Raw genomic sequence first — 22,142 nt, 5'->3', positions numbered from 1 at the left:
CCCCTCGCGGAAAGTTTTGACGACGTTCAATACCGAAAAAGGAACCTATCCATGACCACCATGCAGGATCAACGCACGCTTTCCCCTGAGCTGCTTCACAACATTGACGCCTACTGGCGTGCAGCCAACTACTTGTCGGTCGGACAGATCTATCTCTACGACAACCCGTTGCTGAAGCGACCGCTTGAACTCGCTGACATCAAACACATGTTGCTCGGCCACTGGGGAACCACGCCGGGACAGAATTTTGTTTATGCCCACCTCAACCGGATCATCAAGAAGTTCGACCTCGACATGATCTATGTCTCCGGCCCAGGCCACGGCGGGCCATCGGTCGTTGCCAACACGTACCTGGAAGGCACGTACAGCGAAATCTACCCCGAGATTAGTCAGGACGAAGCAGGGCTGCGCAAACTGTTCATCCAGTTCTCGTTCCCCGGTGGCATCCCCAGCCACGCTTCACCCGAGTGCCCCGGCTCGATTCACGAAGGCGGGGAGCTTGGCTATTCGCTTAGTCATTCGTTCGGTGCCGTGTTCGACAATCCGGAACTGATTGTCGCCTGTGTTGTCGGCGACGGTGAAGCAGAAACGGGACCGTTGGCGACGGCATGGCACTCCAACAAATTCCTCAACCCGGCCAGCGACGGCGCGGTGCTGCCGATCCTGCATCTCAACGGCTACAAGATCGCCAACCCAACCGTTTTGGCCCGTATCGAACACGAAGAACTCGATCAACTACTTCGAGGCTACGGATGGACGCCGCATTTCGTCGAAGGCGACGATCCGGAGCTAATGCACGAAGCAATGGCAACGACGTTGGACACGGTGATCGAGCAGATCAAGCGTATCCAACATAACGCACGAGAAAACGGAGACTTAACACGTCCGCGTTGGCCGATGATCGTGTTGAAATCGCCAAAAGGTTGGACGGGACCGAAAGTCGTCGATGGCGTGCAGATCGAAGGCACGTTTCATGCACATCAAGTTCCCCTTTCCGATCCCGCGACTCACCCCGAGCATTTGCAGCAATTGGAAGACTGGCTGCGAAGTTATCGGCCGGAAGAATTGTTTGATGATTCGGGGCGTTTGAAAACAGAACTTGCTGAATTGGCCCCGCAGGGAGATCGACGCATGGGCGCGAACCCTCACGCCAACGGCGGCAAGTTACTACAAGATTTGAAGCTACCGGACTTCCGTGACTACGCCGTGCATGTTCCTCAGCCGGGAGTTCAGGGAATCGGTGACACGCACGAACTCGGCCGCTTCATTCGTGACGTGGTTGAAATGAATAGCGACGAGCAAAACTTTCGCGTTTTTGGTCCGGATGAGACGGCATCCAATGGTTTGGAAGCCGTGTTCAACGTCACTGACCGCCAATGGGACGCTCGCACGGTCGCCAACGACGAGTCGCTCGCGCCAGCAGGCCGCGTGATGGAAATGCTCAGCGAACACCAATGCGAAGGATGGCTCGAAGGCTATCTGCTGACGGGCAGGCACGGCCTGTTCAATTGTTACGAAGCGTTCATCCACATCGTCGATTCGATGTTCAATCAGCACGCCAAGTGGCTCAAGGTCACCAGCGGTTTGCCGTGGCGTCACAAGATCGCTTCGCTGAACTATCTGCTCGCCTCGCACGTTTGGCGACAAGACCACAATGGGTTCACGCACCAAGACCCTGGCTTCATCGACCATGTCGTCAACAAGAAAGCGTCCGTCGTGCGTGTCTACTTGCCGCCGGACGCAAACTGCTTGCTGTCGGTCACGGACCATTGTTTACGCAGTCGACACTACGTCAACGTCGTGATCGCGGGCAAGCACCCCGCACCTCAGTGGTTGACGATGGAAGCGGCGGAGAAACATTGTGCCGAGGGAATCGGAGTCTGGGATTGGGCCAGTAACGATGACGGCGGCGAGCCCGACGTGGTGATGGCTTGTTGCGGCGATGTTCCGACGCTGGAAACTCTGGCAGCGGTTTCGATCATGCGAGAGCACTTACCGGAGTTAAAGATTCGCGTGGTCAATGTGGTCGACCTGATGAAATTGCAACCTCAGACCGAGCATCCACACGGCCTGAGCGACGACGCATTCGATGCACTATTCACACAAGACAAGCCAGTCATCTTTGCCTTCCATGCTTATCCGTGGTTGATCCATCGGCTGACGTATCGCCGCACCAACCACGATAACTTTCACGTTCGCGGTTACAAGGAAGAAGGAACGATCACCACACCATTCGACATGACCGTGCTGAACGACCTCGACCGATTCCACTTGGTCATGGACACGATCGACCGCTTGCCGCAAACCGGCGAACCAGAAGCCACGCTGAAACGACAGCTCGCCGACAAACTGATCGTGCACCGGCAGTACATCTGCAAGCACGGTCGCGACATGCCCGAGATTCGCGAGTGGAAATGGAGTCATTGAGTCGACCTTCGTCCGAAACGTAGTGGACGAGGCTACGAGTCCCTCGCCCCCCAGGGGCGACAAATGAATCGTCCGAGTAGCTACGTTCGCCAGAACGTGGATTCCGCCGTCTGGCGAACGTAGCTACGAATCCAATGACGTGTTTTATTGTTTCGGCGTCCCTTACCGGTTCTTGAATCATGAACACCACGCTCGAATCCAAAAGCAAACCGTTGCAAACGCTCAGCGCTGCGGAGCTGGAAACTCAGCTTGCAACCACGCCAGCAGGACTGACTCAGGTCGAAGCAGCCGCGCGCTTGGCAAAGTACGGGCCGAACGAGTTGGCAGAAGAGGCCGCTAATCCGCTGTTGAAACTTTTTAGCTATTTCTGGGGGCCGATTCCCTGGATGATCGAAGTAGCTGCCGTGCTCTCAGCCTTGGTGCAACACTGGGCCGACTTCGCAATCATTCTCACGTTGTTGATCGTAAACGCCATTGTCGGATTTTGGGAGGAGTTTCAAGCGGGCAACGCGATCGCGGCACTCAAATCACGACTGGCACTCAATGCACGTGTCAAACGTGACGGAAAATGGACTTCGATGCCCGCTCGTAAGCTTGTGCCTGGCGATGTCGTCCGAGTCCGTTTAGGGGATATCGTGCCCGCGGATGCCAAATTGCTCGACGGTGATTCGGTCGAAGTCGATCAGTCGGCGTTGACGGGTGAATCGTTGCCGGTGACTCGCAACTCGGGCGAGACCGTCTATTCAGGTTCGATTATCAAACAAGGCGAAATCGACGCGTTGGTCTTTGGCACAGGTGGCAATACCTATTTTGGACAAACAGCCCACTTGGTCGAAACGGTTCACACGACAAGCCACTTTCAAAAGGCCGTGTTGAAAATCGGCGACTTCCTCATCATTGTCGCGGTCGTTTTGGTCGCCTTGATCTTGTTGGTTGCTCTGTTTCGGGGCGATCCGATCGCCGAGACGTTGCAGTTCGCATTAGTGTTGACCGTGGCCGCGATCCCTGTTGCGATGCCGACCGTGTTGTCCGTGACGATGGCCGTCGGGGCGAGAGTGCTGGCACGTGGTCAAGCGATCGTCAGTCGGCTGGCGTCGATCGAGGAACTGGCGGGCATGGATGTGCTGTGTAGCGACAAAACCGGCACGCTAACGCAAAACAAATTGAAGCTCGGTGATCCGTTCTTGATGGAAACGATCACACAGGAAGAGATTCTACGCGCCGCCGCGTTGGCCTCGCGTGCCGAGAACCAAGACGCGATTGACCAAGCCATTTTGGCCGAATGTGATTCGGCGACAACCGCACCCTATCAAGTCGTTCACTTCCAACCGTTCGATCCGGTGCACAAGCGTACCGAGGCGACAGTCCACGCCCGCGACGGTGGCGAATTCAAGACTTCTAAGGGCGCTCCGCAGGTTATCCTCGATCTGCTGCCCGATGCCGAAGCGATTCGTGGCTCGGTCAACGATGCCGTCGACCAGTTCGCAGCCCGTGGTTTCCGATCGTTAGGCGTTGCCCAGTGGGATGCACACAACGGTTGGCGCTTGCTGGGCGTGTTGCCGCTGTTTGATCCACCGCGAGAAGACTCCAAGTCGACGATCGCCACGGCACGCGCGATGGGGTGTGCCGTGAAGATGGTGACCGGCGATCAGTTGGCAATCGGTCGCGAGATCGCCGCTCAGCTGGACATGGGACGCGAATTTGTTGACGCCAAAGTGTTTCAGGACACCAGCTATCAAGAATCAACACAAGTCGACGCCATGATCGAATCGGCCGATGGATTCGCCCAGGTCTATCCCGAGCACAAGTTCCATATTGTCAGCGTTTTGCAAAATCACGGGCACATCGTCGGCATGACGGGAGACGGAGTCAACGACGCTCCGGCCCTCAAAAAGGCGGACTGCGGAATCGCAGTTTCGGGAGCAACGGACGCGGCACGGGCGGCTGCCGACATCGTACTGCTTTCGCCGGGCCTTTCGGTCGTGATCGACGCAATCAAGGAAGCTCGCAAGATTTTCCAGCGGATGAACAGCTACGCCATCTATCGAATCGCCGAAACGATCCGTGTGCTGTTCTTCATGACGCTGTCGATATTGGTGTTCAACTTCTATCCCGTCACTGCGGTCATGATTGTGTTGCTCGCGTTGCTCAACGATGGTGCGATCTTGACAATTGCTTACGACCGTGTTCGATACGCCGAAATGCCCGAGCAATGGAACATGCGAATGGTGTTGGGTGTCGCCTGCACATTGGGAGTCGCAGGAGTCGTTGCCTCGTTCCTGCTGTTCTATCTGGCCGAGCAAGTCTACAAGTTCGACCGGGACACGATTCAATCGTTGATCTATTTGAAACTTTCCGTCGCCGGTCATCTGACCGTTTTTGTGACGAGAACGCGTGGTCCGTTTTGGTCGATTCGGCCTGCAAAAGTTCTGTTCGCCGCAGTCCTGGGAACGCAGGTCATCGCGACGTTGTTGTCCGTGTACGGCATCTTCATGGCTCCGATCGGCTGGGAATTGGCAGGATTGGTGTGGGTGTACGCGTTGGCTTGGTTCCTGCTGAACGATCGCATCAAGCTGTTCGCCTATCGAGTCTTTGAAGGCATCAAACTCGCGTAGCCTAGGCTACGAGAGAGAACAAAAATGAAAACCTGGTCACAAATCGAGGGCACGCCCTACCCGCTCGGCGCGACGTGGGTCGAGGAGGAGCAAGCGTTCAACTTCTCGCTCTATTCCAAACACGCCGAAGCGGTCCGGTTGCTCTTGTTTACCAAGCAGGACATCGTCCATCCGATTTTTGAGTATGACTTCGACTACTTGAAGAACAAATCGGGGCCGGTTTGGCATTGCCGCGTCAGTGATCTGAACGCGAAAGGCGCCGCCTACTATGCCTACCGCGTCGACGGGCCAGCGCCGCAGGCGGGCTACGATTGGCACAGCTTCGACCACGAGAAAATCCTGCTCGATCCGTGTGCCCAAAGCGTCTACTTTCCTGAAGGCTTCTGTCGCGAAGCAGCGTGCCGGCCAGGATCGAATGCGGGTCAAGCACCGCTGGGAGTGTTGCCGAATCAATTGTGTGGATTCGATTGGCAAGACGATCGGCAGCCACGTCACGGCAACGACCTCGTTATCTACGAATTGCATATCCGTGGATTTACACGCAACCCGAACTCCGGAGTACCCGAATCCCATCGCGGCACGTTCCTTGGCGTTGTCGACAAAATTCCGTACCTCGTCGATCTTGGGATCACGGCAGTCGAATTGATGCCGATTTTTCAGTTTGATCCCGACGACGGAAACTACTGGGGATACATGCCGCTGAATTTCTATTCGCCGCACCATGCGTATGGAACCAATCCTGACGTCTGTAGCCAGCAACTCGAATTCCGGACCATGGTCCAAGCCCTTCACACCGCTGGAATCGAAGTCATCTTGGACGTCGTTTACAACCACACGTGTGAAGGCGACCACACCGGGCCGACCTACAGTTTCAAAGGCATCGACAGTAGCTCGGCCTACATGATGACTGGTAATCCCAACTCGCCATTCGCCAACTACAGCGGCACGGGCAATACGCTCCACACTGCCAATCGAGCGATGCGACGACACATCGTTGACAGCCTGCGATTTTGGGACCAACAGCAGCACGTCGACGGATTTCGTTTCGATCTCGCGTCCATCTTTACCCGTAACTCCGACGGTTCGATCAACCTCCACGACCCGCCAATCGTCAGCGAGATCGGCACCAACGCCGACCTAACCAACAATCGCCTCATCGCCGAACCGTGGGACGCGGGAGGCGAATTCCAACTCGGACAAAAATTCCCCGGGCAACGTTGGATGCAATGGAACGCACATTTTCGCGACACGTTGCAGCGTTTCGTTCGCGGTGACACCGGCATGATTGCCGATCTGATGACACGACTCTACGGAAGCGCCGATCTATTCCCCGACGATCGCTTTCACGCCCTGCAACCGCCGCTCAGCATCAACTACATCACGTCGCACGACGGATCGACGCTTTACGACCTCGTTTCCTACAACGAAAAACGTAACTGGGCCAACGGTCACAACAACACCGATGGCAGCAAAGAATACCGTTGGAACAGTGGCTGGGAAGGCGACGAGGGCGTCCCACCCGAAGTCCAGCAACTCCGCAAGCAGCAAATCAAGAACCTCATCTGCCTGCTGATGCTTTCCAACGGAACGCCGATGTTCCGCATGGGCGATGAATTCATGCAAACCCAGGGCGGCAACACCAACCCGTACAACCAAGACAACGAAACTAGCTGGCTCGACTGGAACCGCCGAAGTGAATGCGGCGAAATCTTTCACTTCGTCAAACAGATGATCGCCTTCCGCAAAGCACACCCTTCGATCAGTCGCTCAAGATTCTGGCGAGATGACATCAAGTGGTACGGCACCGGCCACCTCGTCGACATGTCGCCCCCCTCCCAGCAACTCGCCTACTGCCTTCACGGATCCTCCCAAAACGACGGCGACCTCTACGTCATGATCAACGCCGCAGCCGAACCCATCGAATTCGGAATCCAAGAAGGAGCCCCCGGTACCTGGGAAATAGCCGTCGACACTTCCCAGCCCGAACTTGTTTCACAAAAGCCCGTCGATAAGTCAATGTATGAAGTTCCATCGCGGGCGGTTATCGTTCTGAAGAAGGATTGCCATGAGACTATTTGAATAAAACTCGTCATCCGTGTCGTCTTTGTCCATGAACGCAGTCTGACGCGAAGCGATTCCAACATGTTTGCAATCACGTTGTGCTGGACTGCTAAAACATGGGCCGTATCACGGTGATTTGATCATCGTGCTCAGGCGGTGGCTGCACCTCGATGCGCCCAAGGACGTGCCATCTATAATTGCGGCATTGCTTTTGGCAAATTTTGCATGCGCTGCCAATCGCATCGCGTGATAGCCGGGAAAGTGTGATAGCCGGGAACGCCAGCCCCAAGGATAGAACGAGCGTTAGGCATCGTTAGGCATCGTTAGGCATCGTTAGGCATCGTTAGGCATCGTTAGGCATCGTTAGGCATCGTGCGCCAGCCCCAGGGAGAGTGCGCGGTGCTCTCCGCCTTTGACTCGTTTTTCCGCGGCTTGGCGACGGATCGTGAGAATCCCGCGTGAGAATCTAGCGTGAGGGGCTGCACTCTGCAGCCTTCTTCATTTTGCGGTCGCTACCGTCATTAGACGGTCGCCCCCGTGCTGGCGGTGCGCAGCTATGGCTTGAATCCTACGTCATTTGTCAGATGAACCTCGATTTGTCAGACGACGCTAGGAAACCCGGCCAGTGCAGGAAGGGTCTACGCTCGCTGGGCGTCCGCGTTACGAACCGAATCCATTGACCCGAGGGTACTGAGGCCCTCGGGAGCGTGGGGAAACGGGGCGGGCGGCGAGATTCGTTGAGATCGCACTGCGGCCAGACAAGGTCGCGACCGGACTAGCGGGCGGGTTTGGAAACCAATTGCACGTCGAACGTGTTGTCGCCGGCGCTGACGTCGACGGTGAGCTTGCTGCTGCCGACGTCTTGATATTGCGGTGGGATCTTCATTGCATTGGCGGATTGTGCCGGATTCAGAGGAGCCCCGTCCTCGCCGACTTCCACGGCAAGGGGCATGACTGCGGCCAAGTAGCTGCCCGGTTTGCAGACCAGGCTATACGTTCCGTCGGCGTTCAATTCGCCTCCTCCGCTGTCACCTGTTTCGGAAAGCAACAGGATGCTGCCGGCATTGAGTGGCTGGTCGTCGAGCGTCACGCGTCCAACCACCGTGGACGTACGCGGTTCGCCTGCGCCGCATCCCAGCGTCACGATCAGGCAGGGGATCAGTGCGATCCATCCGGCACGCTTGATCAAGTTGGCAATCCGAAGCGGAGAATTCATGGAAGGAAGATTCATTGTGATTTACGTTGTGTCAAAGTTGGGCTAAGAGAAAGCGAACCTGATCGCCGCCTCGGTCTGGGGCAACCACAGCAAGCATCGTGCGGTTGCTCCCAGACTCTCAAGCGGCAAATGATTAGAAAATGTCACCGGGGATGACGTTGCCGTCGTCTCGGATGCAAAGGTTTCGCAGGATAACAAATTCCATGCTTTCGGTCATAAACGCGACGCCACCATCGGCGCGTAGAACTTGCGTTCCGCCGGGGTGCATCGAGTGCAGCGAGTTATTAACACCGTCGCGATGGTTGCCGCCGGATCCCGTGATCTCGCGAGTCAAGCCAATCGGATAGCGAATCGAAGTGATGTTCCGGCAATAGGGAGTCCCGCTCCAGGTGTAACCGGTCCCGTTGTTCGGTGGTGTTTCGCTTGCCGCAGAACCAGCCCATCCGCCCCACTCCGCCGAGCTGCGAATTTCGGTACGGGCACCGGCGGCGGTTTCGCCCCATGACGACGACTCGCCAATCACCATCGTATTGCTCAGCCCGTCGGTGAGATCGCGAAAGCGAGAGGTGCGATTGGGAAGCAAGGTCCCATTGGCACATCCGTAGCCTTGACTTCCGCTGATGCAGCGTCCTCCGCCGGTGGGATCGGTCGAGCTGGTCGCGCTCGTTGGAGCACCCGCGATTCCGATGTAAGAGATGGTGCTGAATTTAACCGTGCTGCCAGACGTGGTGCGGAGATGCATACGCTCGGCTGCGCTCGAGGGGCACCAATACACTTCAGGTGCCCAATTGTCGAGAACGGCGGCATTGATACCGGTGACACTTGAGCTGCCTTCGATCCCCAGAACCAATTTGTCGTAAACCGATTGCTGCTCCATCTGAGGCAGGATGGCCAAGGGCCACGAATTCCTTAGAAAGCCGTGCGAGCCGATCGGCAACTTGATGAAGGTGTCGTGGTAGTTGTGTAGTGCGAGCCCCATTTGCTTGAGGTTGTTCGAGCACTGCATGCGACGAGCTGCCTCGCGCGCCGCTTGAACCGCGGGTAACAGGAGTCCGACGAGGACTCCGATAATGGCGATGACCACGAGTAGCTCAACGAGCGTAAAACCACGTTTTGTACTGCGCCGCATGGATATAATCCTTGAGTGAAGTTAGTTGGAATGGTGAAGAAGAAAACGAAAGTAAGACCACAAAAAACGATGAACGGAATTCTGGCAGCGCCTGGATTCCTGAAGGGAAATAAAGTGTGGGGGGGCCGCCTGCTCGTTGTCTCCGAATATCTCAATGCCAGGGGGCGATATTAGTTCGGCAGGCGGGGTGATGGAAGTCCGTTAGGGGTGAAGAAATCGATTTTGCTCTGCCGGTAGAGAAAATCGCCGGTAATGGTGATCGAGGCTTAGGCGATAATGTCATCGATGGCCTTGCCATGATCGATCTCGAGGCGTTTACGGCCGGGAATCTCTAACTTGCGTGAGTCGAGCCCGAGTTGTTTCAGGATCGTGGCGTGGATGTCGGTTACGTAGTGACGGTTTTCGACCGCATGAAAACCGATGTCATCGGTCGCCCCATGAACCACGCCGCGTTTGAGTCCACCACCGGCCATCCAGACGGTAAAGCCGTAGATGTGGTGGTCGCGTCCATCACTTTTTTGCGAGCCGGGCGTCCGCCCAAATTCCGTAGCAAAAACGACGAGGGTTTCGTCGAGCAATCCTCGTTGGTCGAGGTCTTGCAGCAAACCTCCGATCGGTTGGTCGACCGACAACGCATGTTTGCTGTGGTTGGCCTTCAATCCGCTATGGGCATCCCAGGCGCCGGCGCCACCGCCGCCATGTTGAATTTGGATGAAGCGAACCCCTTGTTCGACCATTCGACGAGCGGCAAGGAGTTGCATGCCAAACTCGCGCGAGTGTGGTTGATCGATTCCATACAACGACTGGGTCGCCTCGGTCTCTTGAGAGAAGTCAACGATATTTGGAATCGAAGTTTGCATGCGAAACGCCAACTCATACGAGGCGATCCGGGCCGCCATCGCGGGGTCGTTGGGATATTCCAACTCGCGACGCTGGTTGAGTTGTTGAATCAGATTCTGGCCGATGCCTTGAGAGGTTTCCGCAAAGGGGCGTTCCGGGCTGCTGAAGTCGAGCGGATTTTTCGGGTCGATACGCAACGGCACCGCATCATGCGCAGGCCCCAGGTAGTGCCCGTCTCGTTTGTTCCAATACTCACGCTTGCCGAGCGAGATGAACTGCGGCAGGTTCTCATTGAGTGAACCCAAACCGTAGTGAACCCATGCCCCAAGGTTGGGGAAGGCGCCGTCGTTTAGGTGGCGTCCGCAATGGAATTGGGCCTGGGCACCGTGGTTGCTGTCGGTCGTGTACATCGATCGGACGATCGCCAACTTGTCCACCTGTTTGGCGACATGCGGAAACCAATCGCTGACCTCGATCCCACTTTCACCATGCTTTTTAAATCCGATCTGCAGCGGATACAGTTCGTTGCGCTGATTTCCATTGCCATCGGGCGCCGAGACGCGCGCCAGTGCCAACTTCTTGGGATCCTGGGTCTCGGCGAACGGGGTCTCCGAGATGGTTTTGCCACTGAATTTGGTGAGCATCGGTTTGGGGTCGAAGCTCTCCATCTGGCTGACTCCCCCGTTCATGAACAACCAAATCACATTCTTCGCCTTGGGCGGCATGTGTGGCTGTCCGGTCGGCGGTGCCCAGCCGATTTCGTTGCCGCGTGTTTCACCGTGCATCATCGCGCCCATCGCCAAGCCGGTGAAGCCCATGCCCAGGTCCGCCAAAAACGCTCGTCGCGGGGAGTGATCGTTGTTGAAGTTGCTCATTGCTACTTGTCCTCTCTCGATAGGTGGCCGCTAACGCAGCGTGACAAAGTCGTTGTGATTGATCAGAGACCAGACCAGGTTTCCGCGGGCCGAATCCGCCGTCGCCTCGGGTAACTTCTGCCAAGCGGTCAGTGCCGCTTGGCAATCGCTCAGTTCGCCGTCGCTGACCTCGATGCCCAGCAACACCAAAAACGCTTGACGGATGAAACTCTCATCGTCCAGCGGTGTTGCAGCGATCGCCTGGGCGATCTGCTGCGATGATTCAAGCACCAACGCGCTGTTGGTCAGTGCCAGTGCCTGTTGCGGGACAATACTCTGTTCCCGCTGATAACACTCCGTCACCGATGCTTCATCGAACGTCGTTAGCAACAGGTTTCGCTCGTTGTTCGAATGAAAGAAGTAAAGGCTGCGACGGCGCGATTTTTCCTGGTCGCGAGGCAGAATCGAAGGGCCACCCATCGACTCATCCAGCGTCCCGGCACAGGCCAGAACCGCGTCGCGAACCGCCTGGGATTCCAAACGAATCGGAACGCGTCGCCACCAATAGTGATTGTCAGGGTCTTTCGATAGCGAGTCCTCGCGGCCCATCGTCGATGACCCCATGCGGTAGGTGCTCGAGAGGACAATCAAGCGGTGCAAGTGTTTCATGTCCCAGTCGTTGTCCATCAGCTCAGACGCCAACCAATCGAGCAGTTCGGGATGCGTCGGCAGCGATCCGTTGCGTCCAAAATCAAAGGTGGATGCGACCAACGGTTGCCCCAGATGCCGAGTCCAAATTTGGTTGGCGGCCACCCGTGCGGTCAACGGATTGCGGCGATCCGTAATCCATTTTGCCAAAGCCGTTCGTCGCCCGCTGCTTTGTTGGGGAAACGTAACCTCAGGGTCGTCTTGGCCGGTGTGCAGAAAACGCGTCGCCGTCCACTTCGCGCCCGCCATCGGCGTGAATTGATCGGTGTCTTTGATCTCCGCTTGCAGCAGCGACTCCGCCTTTTTCAGAGCTTCGTTGGCTTTGTTGAGTTTCGTTTGGGCCGCCTTTTTCTTGTTCTCCGCTGCTCGCCGCAACGTGTTTTCGTTCGCGATCACGTCGGCTTTTGCGACGGCCAACGCGTGTTTGCGTTCCGCCCGGATGGCGGCGACCGCGAGGGCGCGAACCGCTGCGGCGTCGGAAACCGCTTCATCGTCGGACTCGCTCCATGTCGCTCGCATCGCATCGGCACGCGCTTGCACGCTTTCCAAATCGGCGCGGGCCACTGCGACTTGCGCCACCGCGGCGGCCATCGCCCCTTCAGCCTGGACGACAGGATTGGGGCTCGGAGGCGCCCCCTCCTTAGGCTCAACGAGTTCGACATCATCGGCTAACGCCGACAACGTGAATTCAGAGAAGGAAGTGATCGCATCAAACGTGATCAATTGAATCGTCCCTTCGCGACGGATGAGTGGCGTTCGCCACGCTAACACCGGTTCGTCATTGAACGAAGCATTGATCAGATCCCCGCGAACTTGAAGGCGAAGGGTGTGTTCCGCACCGAGCTTCACCGGGATGCTTTGTTTCGCATTGGAGGGATAGTACGAGTCGCCATTGTCGGTGTAAGTGCCCTGCAACTTTGATCCGCCATCAATGCCACTGGCGTAGACGAACTGGGGCGCATCCGCCGCATCGTGCTCGGTGCTGCCCTCGATCCATTCGGCATCGAAACCGATTCCGACGCTGCGGTGGACGTTGCCTCCCTGCAATCGATAGCGGAGCGTCACATCAAAGTCTCGAGGAGCGTTTTTGATTAGTTGTAGGACGGAACGCGATGGCCCAGCCATTGTTTGTTCCACTTGTCCCGGAAGATGCGCCCATTTTCCGCGGAGGAACCGCCAACGAGAAGAATCGAACGTGGCGAAGTCTTCGTGGATTGGCACAAACGCTTGGTCGGAGGCCGCGTTGGCTAGGGCCTCGTCGTTGGCGCTACGGGCGGCTTCCAATGTGGCAGCCGCTTTCTGCTCATTCGTTTCGCTGATTTGCAATCGCTTGCGAGCCGCTGCGAGGTATTCATCGAGAACCCATGGCCGGAGGGCCGGCTGCCACGCTTCGGGTGGTAGCTCCACTTCCTCAATCCTAAGCTTTTCAAACTCGAGCAGCTCGGGAACGCCAGGCGCGATCACCGTCGATTCGTCCGGTTGCGAATCATCGCCGCGAATGAACCGATAGGTCGGTTTGTCGAGCATCGCATCGAATACCCGCGGAATCCCGTTATTATCGACGTTCAACTCGCCCGGTACCATGTCCAATCGCACCAAGTACGGCTCGAAGAACGCGCGCATCTTGTAGTAGTCGGCGTGGTCGATGGGATCGAACTTGTGATCATGGCACTTGGCACAGTTCATTGTCAGCCCTAGAAACCCCTTGCCGACATGCTCGACCGTTTGGTCAAGCCAGGTATTCCGGTTGAAAATAAAGTAGTTTCGTGCCAGAAAACCGGTGGCTCGCAACTTGTCAGGATCGGTGGGCGCGAGTTCGTCCGCAGCCAACATCAACCGCACCATCTCGTCGTAGGGAAGATCATTGTTGAGCGATTCCACGATCCAGTCGCGCCAATGCCACATGTGCCGTTGGCTATTGCGTAGCTGTGTCCCCAATCCCCACCAATCGCTGTACCGCCAATTGTCCATCCAATGACGCGCCCACCGTTGCCCATGACGCGGGTCATCCAACAATCGGTCCACCGCCTTTTCATACCAGTCCGGCGAAGGATCATCGACGCAAGCGGCAATCTCTGCGGCGGTCGGCGGCAGTCCAATCAAATCAAACGTCAGACGCCGTAACAACAACACTCGCGAGACTTCGTCTTGGGGCACCACCCCGTGAGTGTGATGGCCCTGGGCGATCCAGGCATCGATCGGATTTCGAACCCATTTCGAATTTTCAACTTCAGGCACCTCCGGTCGGACCACGGGCTGAAACGACCAGTGTTGTGCGGGATCGGCTTCGGGAGTCTCGTCGGCGGGAATGGATGCACCTTGGGCAATCCATCGTTTCAGCAAATCGAGATGGGCGCTCGTCAACGGCTCGCCCTCATGCTCCGGTGGCATGCGAGAACCGGGGTCCGTGTCCGCGGTGCGCTCGATAATCAAGTTGAACTCGGGTGTGTCGTCGGGATCAACTGCTGCCCCTGAATCGCCACCCTGGCGCATCAACGCAACGGTATCCAGACGTAGGCCGCCTTCCTGCTTCAATGCACCGTGACACGCGTAACATCGTTCACGCAGCAACGGCTTGACTTGGGTCAGATAGTCCACCTTCGCCGCTTCGGCTGACGCCTCGCCGCTGAGAACAACCGCGATGCAGGCAATCGCAACGCAGATCTGGCAAGCAAATTTCATGATCGTACCTTAGGGAGGTCTTTTCTCGGGTCGTTGTCGGACGCCAAGTTTGGACGCCAAGTTTTCTCATCAACCGTGGGGGATTGTCATCAAAACCGAGGCAATTGCGTGCATGGCACGAGCGCATTTTTCGAACGCATTTTTAAGTTTGCTGTCGCTACCGTCGCCAAAACGGTGGGCGACGTTCTGGTGAACGCCGCTACAACTTGATGCCCACGGCATTTCTCAACACGTCATTTGTCAAATGGCTCTAAACCGACACGTTCCCCGCTCGCTCGCGATCTTCATCACGTCGTGCCAGTGCTTGTGCAGACAAAACATTCGTGTTGCCTTCCATGCATCGCAGCACCAAGTCATCGAAAATCCCTTTTGGGGCACATGCGGGGTATCGCTCAGGCGGGGTAATGCTAACGCGTTGCAACTCAATCAAAGGAGTCCAAGGCTAGCGGTGGGAACCGATTTGAACCAAATCGCCATCGTCCGGCGAGGTTGTTTCTGATCGAGTCCACGCCAGTATCGCAACAATAAAAATACTTGTCATTGGAGACAAACACAAGTACTTTTGTCGCCAAAAACAAGTTTTCAATGGCGAAATCAAATAAAAAAGGGGGGGAATGTGCATTTAGACGCCAACGAATGGCGTGCTAACTTCCCAAATCCAGGCGGCCGTCCGCATGGAATCTCCGGACCCGCTGCCAGTTCGGCGCGACACTTTGGGGGAAATGGGGCGCGGCTGGGGTGCTGAACGCGGAGCGTTGATCTGGCTTTAGGGGGCTGCTTTTCCATCAGCTCATTCCGCGAGTCAGGTCATTCCGCGAATCAGGCCGCTCCCGGGGCATCAAGGAGGCGGTGTTAGGGGGAATAGGTCGAGTGCGTCCTTTAGCCGCTGCTGGGAGGAGGGGGCGATGACGCAGCCGGCGAGCAATCGAGGGGGGCTTAGGTTGGGCTGCTAAAGCTTTGGTATGGACAGGACATTTCGCGAAGGTATTTTTGTTCCGCGATCTTTATCCTGAAGGCTTTGTCTTCATCCCGTCGGGATGAAAATTGCGCAAACCCCAAAAAACACAACCCCAGCTTTTCCACGGTCCAGGCTTAGGTGGTATCGCCTCCAATCGGTAAGGGCCGATTGGTAAGCGGCATGCTTAGCGGCGCAACTGCATTTTGGCGTTGAGCACGGTTCCCGGGGCTCCGCTTTCGAAATCCCGCGTTTGACTGTTGCGGAGCGACCATTTTAGACCGCTGCGGACGTGAGTCCGAGGCGTTTTCGTCAAACGGAATCAAGATGTCAGCGGGACGTTTGGTGGTTCGGTCGATTGCCACGAACTGTCGCACCGCGAATGGGACGTCTAATTCAGGACCGAAACGCTTGGGCGAAAATCTAAGACGATTCCACAAGGTGCCTGCCGCGCAAAAGCTCGCAGCGGTAAATCGCATCAGCGATGGCCGATGGCCGGTGCCCGAAGCGAAGCCACCCCCCCGCCGGAAACCCAGCGTGTTAGTAGGTGCCCGTATTATGGCAACTAAATTAAGGCAGTTGGGTGGGGGTCACGGTTGCTTCGGTAGCCTCTTCCGTGTCAACGATCACGTTACCCGAATCCGAGCCGCTGGCCGCCGCAGCGCCCAACGCCGCCATCCCAGCAATGCCTGCCAATCCGGCCCCGCCGATTCCACCTCCCCCGCTGCCAGATCCGCCGCCAGAACCAGGTCCGCCGCCGGTTCCTGTGCCAGCGGTGCCGCCAGCACCCGGGGCACCGGGGCCGTTAGCACCATTTAGCCGGTTCAGGATGGTCTGCTCCACCGCAGGTACCGCCGAGCGTGGCAGTAGCAACGCGCCCAGAGGTCTGGAGGGGGATTGTTGCATGCTGACTAAACGCGTCGAATAGGCGTTTTCGGACGACTGGGAAGCCGTGGTGCCGCGAGTGGGGAACGCGGTGACTTCGATGCCGAATGCGGCGTAGCCCAGAGCGCTAGAGGCGCTGATGCCGTAATTCCCTGGTGTCAGACCGTTCACTTCGAAATCACCGGATTTACTTGGCGTGACTTGCGCGACTTGGCGACCGTCTTTCAAGATCACAACTTCGGTGCGTTGATAATCCAGATCACTATTAGGATTCGTGAACGCATAAACACGCCCTTGTAACACCCCGTCCGCACTCAATTGAGCGCGATGAAAATTCCCGGGATGCGTTTGGTATGACTCAAACCCTTCGTAATCTTCGTACGCGTGATGCGGTTGTTGGTAAGGGATATGACTGGCTAGATTGCGGATCTGCATGTCATCGCGAACCTGGATCACCGGCATTTGGAACGATTCAGCGTTGCCCACTTTTTGCTTTTTATCGGTGACGAATACGGCGACGGTCGCATAGATGCCTGGTCCCGCGACCACGATTCCGTAGGCGCCTGGCGCCGTGTTGTTAAAGGATGCGGTGTCGTCGTCGCTCACCGCTGCGGCGCGGACCGCTCCATTCGCCGAGACCAAGTGGACCTGGACCGCGCCCTGGAGTGCCTGTTGGGGCGTTTGTAATCGGAGCAATTTAATTTTGAAGACGCCATTTTCGCTGAACGCGAAAAAGCTTTCCGGTACTGTTCTTTCAGCCGCGATGGTCTCTGCCGTCGCATTGGCCTCGGCCGCCACCGTCGTTGCTGTCGCTACTGCTGGGGTGGGGAGCCCTTGTTCGGTAGCGACGTCCTGAGCCGTTATCCGAAGGTTACCCATCGCGACCAAGAGCCCCGTCAGAACAATCGCAAGCGTGATTTTTCGATGCATCATATCTCTTTGGCAGTAGCGCTTTGGTGATTGGCGGAGAACCGCCCAGAATACCCAGGCTGCACACCCAAATCAATCCCCGCGGCAAAACAGTGCTGCGGTCGTTGAGCGAGGGGGGAGTAATCCAGCATGGCATTCAGCTCGTTTTTTTGCTCGGTTCACGGTCCCGTCACTGGAATCTCGTCCTGCGGATTCGCTCCGATCGATGTTGCCAACAGTAGGCATGCCAGCACGATCCCCGTGATCAAACCGAGCACTCCGCCAGCGCCCACATGCAGCAACGCTTGGGGTTCCACCTGTTGTCCAGGAGACGCCGGCGACAAGATATCCACCTGGACCACGTCCGCCGTAGGGCCGGTCGCGGCGTGCTGGATTCCGGCGGTGAGTTGTTCGCGTACGAGGAGTGATTGAGCCAGTTCCTGCCGCAAGCGAAGCTCTTCTTGGAGGGCGCGGTGTTCTTCGGCAACCGTGGTGGCGGTTTGCTCCGCCACCGCCTTCATCTCCGCGGACTGCTGCTGCACTTGGCGTAACCGAAGGCGGAGCGACCGCAACAACACCGATACTTGCGCCGCTTTGGATGTTTCATTCACTTCGGACGCGTCATTCGCTATGGGGGAAGCTGGCGTCTCCGCAGCTTGATCGCTTGCGACAATGTCTCGGTCCGCGTATGGGGCAAGATCCACGGTCGGCGGCTTCATCGTTCCAAAAGGATTCTCGTTATCCCCGCCGGGGGCCACGGGACCGCCGGGGATATCCCCCAGTGGTGGCAATGCCTCGAGTTTTAGTCGCACTTGATCGATCTTGGCTTGCACGCCTTGGACCGTCGGGTGGGCGCTGCCGAATTTTTTCAGCAAGTTATCCAGCTCGAATTGCAGCGGCTTGAGCTCCCGCTGGATTTCGCGGGTCATTCGCTCGCGCTCTTGCTTTTGAGCTAGGAATTGCTCTTGCGTTTCGCGCTGGGCTGCATCCGTCTCTGCCTGTCCCAAGTTGGGTTCCCTCGCAACAACGGCTTCCCGGCGCGGTTGCGGAATGCGTTCGAGGGAAGAGGCGGCATGCCCGAGGGCACTCAGCACGGCACCCACCGGTGCGGATTCCGCAATCAGCGATTCCGCGCGCTGCATTTGAGTCTGCAGGGCAAACTGTTGCGATTCGAGTGCATTGATCCGCGGCCGCAGTTGCTGCAAACGCTCCGCCGCAGCCGAGACAACCGAGTCGTTTTGCAGGGACGCCCCGCGGGGAATATCCAATTCCTTTAATTGTTGCTCGAGTTGGGGCACTCGCTCAGTTTGAATCCTCTGCAATTCTTGCATGATCGCGAGCGGCGATTCGCTCGTTTCGCCGCTCGCATCACCCATCGCGTAATCTCGGTAAGCTGTGACAATCGCCTCGGTCGTTTGTTGACTCGAGCGAGGTGTTTTGCCGCGTGCATGCACCTCGTACGTGGTGCCCGTCGACGTGACGATCGGCGTGTCGATTCTCAGCTCCCGCTCCGCAATGATCGCTTGGATCGCAGGCTCCTGTTTCCCCAGAGCTAACGCTCGCGAGATCACCGGTGCGCTCAGGATCACGGTGCGGTCGTCGATCTCTGGCGATAGTGGATTCGGCGATTGGCTCTGGGGGCCGCTTGCGCGCGAAACCTGGATCGTCGCCGAGGATTCAAACACCGGCGGCTTTTTGACGTAAGCGAAATAGCCACCACCCACGCCGACCACGGTGCCGAGCATCGCCCAGCCCAGGAGGATCAGTGCCCGAGAAGCGTTTGATTGGGCTCGAGGAGAATCTGATTGGGACTCGGGCACATCATCACCGCGGTTTAAATCGAGCTTCATGGTCAATGTCGAGTTCGTTTTCGTCGTCGTTCAAAGGTGAGTTAACCCAGGGCGGCGCTGCGGGCTGACAAAATAGCCGCCCCGTCGGGGCTGGGGCGTCGCAGTGGATGCGGTCCCTCGCGTACGCGTCGGGTTGTGAAAGATCCGGATTGGTCACGGGGCTTTCGAGATTGAATGGTTGTTTTGCTTCGTCGCCCCCAACGGGGCAGCTCTATGTCAGCCCAGGGTGCAGCCCTGGGGTTTCTTCCGAAATGAGGCCGAGAGCCCCAACGGGGCGGCCCTAAAACCTTGGTTGGTTAGGACCGCCCCGTTGGGGCTCTGTGTATCGTTTTTTTCTTCGTTTTCCTGGGGGGGAAAGCCGCAGGCTAGTCCCATCGTAATTGGTCGTCATCGCGGCACGTGACTTTGCGTGGCAAAATCGAAGCCGACTCATTCACTCGCTGCGTTTAAGTTTTCGGGTTTTGTTCGGATGGGTTACTTATGCGTGTCCCCAGGATGTACTTTGGCTAATTGTTCGAGTTGTCGGAGGGTGCGTGGGTTGCGGCAACGCAATGTCGCCGCCTGGGACAATAGCTCAGGGCTGGCGGCACCTGCGTGATTGTCGAGCATGTCTAATTCAATCAACATGATTCTTGCTCGATCATCCAGGGGGCACAAAAGCAATGCCGCCAGTGCGTGCTTTCGCGCCTCGATCCAAGTGCCCAGCGATTGAGGGGGCAGGATGAAGGGCGCGATGCCCAAGCGATCGGCATTGTTGCCACTGTAATAGGCCCGGCGCACATTGCGCGGCGAAACCCAACGCGTGGCCTCTTTGGCGGCAAAGTTCTGCTGGTCGACCAGGTACATCGCTCCCAACCGACGCTGTTGGGCCATCATCACTCGCGCCAGCACCAAGTGGGCTTCGGAGTGGTGGGGGGACCGCGCAACGACCTGCTGCATGCTTCGGATCGCGTCCTCAAAATCAGGCAAATCGCTGGCGTTCCGTTGAGTGTGCCGGTCGTGCAGGATTCCAACCCGCTCGACCGCCGCCGCGTCGCGAAGATCGCTTGCCGCAACCATCAATCCCACGCTCAATATCCCCACTACCGCGATCGTCAAGATGGTCTGCAGCGATCGAGATGAATGCCAACGCGTCGGGGAGACACGTGGTGTCGTCGTGCCGGGCCGCAGCGTCGCTTGGCGCGATGCCAGCTCGCTAATCGCGCCGCACAGGACGGCGAACGTCAGCAACAGCGGCGGTTGTAGGATCCCAAAATCAAAACTCTGGGTCACCAACAACGACGGCAACACGAACGTCATCGCGCTCAGCATCGCGGAGGTGTAGCACGCATCATCTGGGCTGGAGTTGTCCGGGGCGGTGCTATCTGGGGTGGTGCTGTTCGGGGCGGTGCTATCCAGAATGGCGTTGGAGCGTATCGCGTCGCAGGAACGCGTTGGAGAATGACGCGAAATCCGTTGCAACTGGCGTATCAATCCGAGCACCCCGATGACCACAAGAGGTAGCAGCCAAATGCCCCCCTCGACCCACCATTCGATGTGCATCCCATCGGCGTTCACGAACCATCCCGGACCGCTGAGGCGTTGATAGGGCAGGTAGGCGAAGCGATAGCTGCCGATTCCCGCTCCGGTCACTAAGTAGTGTTGCCCCGCATTCCATCCATCTTGCCAATGGCTAAGCCGGGGATCTTCCAGCGCTCCGCCATCAGTCAACGTCTTCAGTCGCTGGCCGGTTTGCTCTTGCATTCCCAAAGAGCCCAAGAACGTCCATGCAGCGCCCAGCACGATCATTCCCGCCATCAGGGGCACGAACATTGCGCGGCCGCGTAAATGGAAACATCCGAGCGCGGTGAAGCCCACCGCCATCCCCAGAAATCCGCCTCGCGATTGGCTGCCCATCACGCCCGCAATCATTACGCCAATCAAAAGAACGATCGCCACGATGCGCCAATCTTGTAGCCGTTCGATCCGCCACGCACGGTTTGGGTTTCGTTTGGCTTGGTTCCGCCGCACCGCAAACACAAGCACCCCCACAGCGCAACCGATCGCGAGATTCAAATATCCCGCCCCCGTGTTGTTGTTCACAAACGGGCCAAACGGATCGTCGGCACCGACCGGAGAAATGATCAAACGCTGTCGCAGTTCGACCTCCGAGTCTCGACTCAGACGCAGCCCATCGGCTAGCCCAAAAAACGCGAACCCGCCACCTGCCACCGCGGTTGCGAGTAACAACAGCATCCCGCAGCGGCGGCGAGCGAAGCATAATGCCGCTAACCAGCATGCGGCCGCAAACATCACCGGTCCCGAGAGTGCGGCCCGGGTAAAGGTCGCCGCGACGGTGATTGGGGCCGGCCGACTCGCGATCGATCGCAACCACTCGGCCTGGTCGTGATGTGCCTCTTCGACCAACGATGCAGGCAAGCTGTCCTCATACGCAGCGACGCTGCCCGGGGCAATCATCCCGCGCAATCCGCTCCCCAGCGGCAGGCATTGGCATACGCCGATAATCCACACCAGGCAAGCCAGCACCGTCAACAACGGTGGCCGAAGCGAAACAAGGTCGCCCGTTCGTGCTTGACGTCGTCCCCACCAAGCCAGGCACCCCAGTGGCATTAACGCCAGCATCCCGATCGCCGCTGCCGCCTGGGTGCGCCGGTAACCGCCACCGAAGTCCCACGCCGTCCAAATCGCCAATGCAGAGATCGCAACCACGATCAGCACACAGACGGCGTCGAGCCAGCGACGAGGCGCCGCTCGCGTTGCCTCGTTGTGCTCGTTTGCGATGGAGATTGCCGAAGGGTCGATGCGGACGGTTCCTGTGATGGGGGGCGGGGATGCCAGGATGTGCTGAGCCAGGACGTGCTGATAAGGATAGCGGTTTGCGGTTTGCGAGGAGAGAGGGAGGCAAGGAGGCAAGGAGGCAAGGAGACAAGGAGACAAGGAGACAAGGAGACAAGGAGACAAGGAGAGAGGGAGAGAGGGAGAGAGGGAGAGAGGGAGAGAGGGAGAGAGTC

General features: G+C 57.6%; 10 protein-coding genes. 3 read left to right on the top strand and 7 right to left on the bottom strand.

Annotated features, from left to right (window positions below; translation table 11 throughout):
- Window positions 1-51: 51 nt before the first annotated feature.
- From Pla52o_RS16745 to Pla52o_RS16735, 3 genes are all read left to right on the top strand, one after another.
- Window positions 52-2,427, top strand: coding sequence for a phosphoketolase family protein (locus tag Pla52o_RS16745; RefSeq protein WP_146595781.1), 2,376 nt, complete (start codon window positions 52-54; stop codon window positions 2,425-2,427).
- Between the two features lie 179 nt (window positions 2,428-2,606).
- Window positions 2,607-5,042 (top strand): plasma-membrane proton-efflux P-type ATPase, encoded by a 2,436-nt coding sequence (locus Pla52o_RS16740; protein WP_146595780.1) that lies wholly within the window; start codon window positions 2,607-2,609, stop codon window positions 5,040-5,042.
- Between the two features lie 24 nt (window positions 5,043-5,066).
- Window positions 5,067-7,121: a glycogen debranching protein gene (locus Pla52o_RS16735; RefSeq protein WP_146595779.1), complete on the top strand. Its 2,055-nt coding sequence runs from the start codon at window positions 5,067-5,069 to the stop codon at window positions 7,119-7,121.
- Window positions 7,122-7,878: 757 nt separating this feature from the next.
- Here Pla52o_RS16735 and Pla52o_RS16730 read toward each other — a convergent pair.
- From Pla52o_RS16730 to Pla52o_RS16700, 7 genes are all read right to left on the bottom strand, one after another.
- The gene (locus tag Pla52o_RS16730; RefSeq protein WP_146595778.1) at window positions 7,879-8,334 is read right to left on the bottom strand and encodes a hypothetical protein; all 456 of its coding nucleotides are present in this window, start codon (window positions 8,332-8,334) and stop codon (window positions 7,879-7,881) included.
- 118 nt (window positions 8,335-8,452) lie between these two features.
- Window positions 8,453-9,448, bottom strand: a complete 996-nt coding sequence (locus Pla52o_RS16725; RefSeq protein ID WP_146595777.1) for a DUF1559 domain-containing protein — start codon at window positions 9,446-9,448, stop codon at window positions 8,453-8,455.
- Window positions 9,449-9,714: 266 nt separating this feature from the next.
- Window positions 9,715-11,163, bottom strand: a complete 1,449-nt coding sequence (locus Pla52o_RS16720; RefSeq protein ID WP_146595776.1) for a DUF1501 domain-containing protein — start codon at window positions 11,161-11,163, stop codon at window positions 9,715-9,717.
- Between the two features lie 30 nt (window positions 11,164-11,193).
- Entirely contained in the window at window positions 11,194-14,532 is a 3,339-nt protein-coding gene (locus Pla52o_RS16715; protein WP_146595775.1) for a PSD1 and planctomycete cytochrome C domain-containing protein, read from the bottom strand.
- 1,525 nt (window positions 14,533-16,057) lie between these two features.
- The gene (locus tag Pla52o_RS16710) at window positions 16,058-17,302 is read right to left on the bottom strand and encodes a hypothetical protein (protein ID WP_231612422.1); all 1,245 of its coding nucleotides are present in this window, start codon (window positions 17,300-17,302) and stop codon (window positions 16,058-16,060) included.
- Between the two features lie 158 nt (window positions 17,303-17,460).
- Window positions 17,461-19,131: a hypothetical protein gene (locus tag Pla52o_RS16705; protein WP_146595773.1), complete on the bottom strand. Its 1,671-nt coding sequence runs from the start codon at window positions 19,129-19,131 to the stop codon at window positions 17,461-17,463.
- A 474-nt stretch (window positions 19,132-19,605) separates the two neighbouring features.
- Complete coding sequence (locus Pla52o_RS16700) at window positions 19,606-22,044, bottom strand: O-antigen ligase family protein (protein WP_146595772.1); 2,439 nt, start codon at window positions 22,042-22,044, stop codon at window positions 19,606-19,608.
- Between the last annotated feature and the right edge of the window lie 98 nt (window positions 22,045-22,142).

The sequence above is a fragment of the Novipirellula galeiformis genome (assembly GCF_007860095.1).
Taxonomy (GTDB): Bacteria; Planctomycetota; Planctomycetia; order Pirellulales; family Pirellulaceae; genus Novipirellula; species Novipirellula galeiformis.
This window is presented reverse-complemented; position numbering and strand designations above follow the sequence as displayed.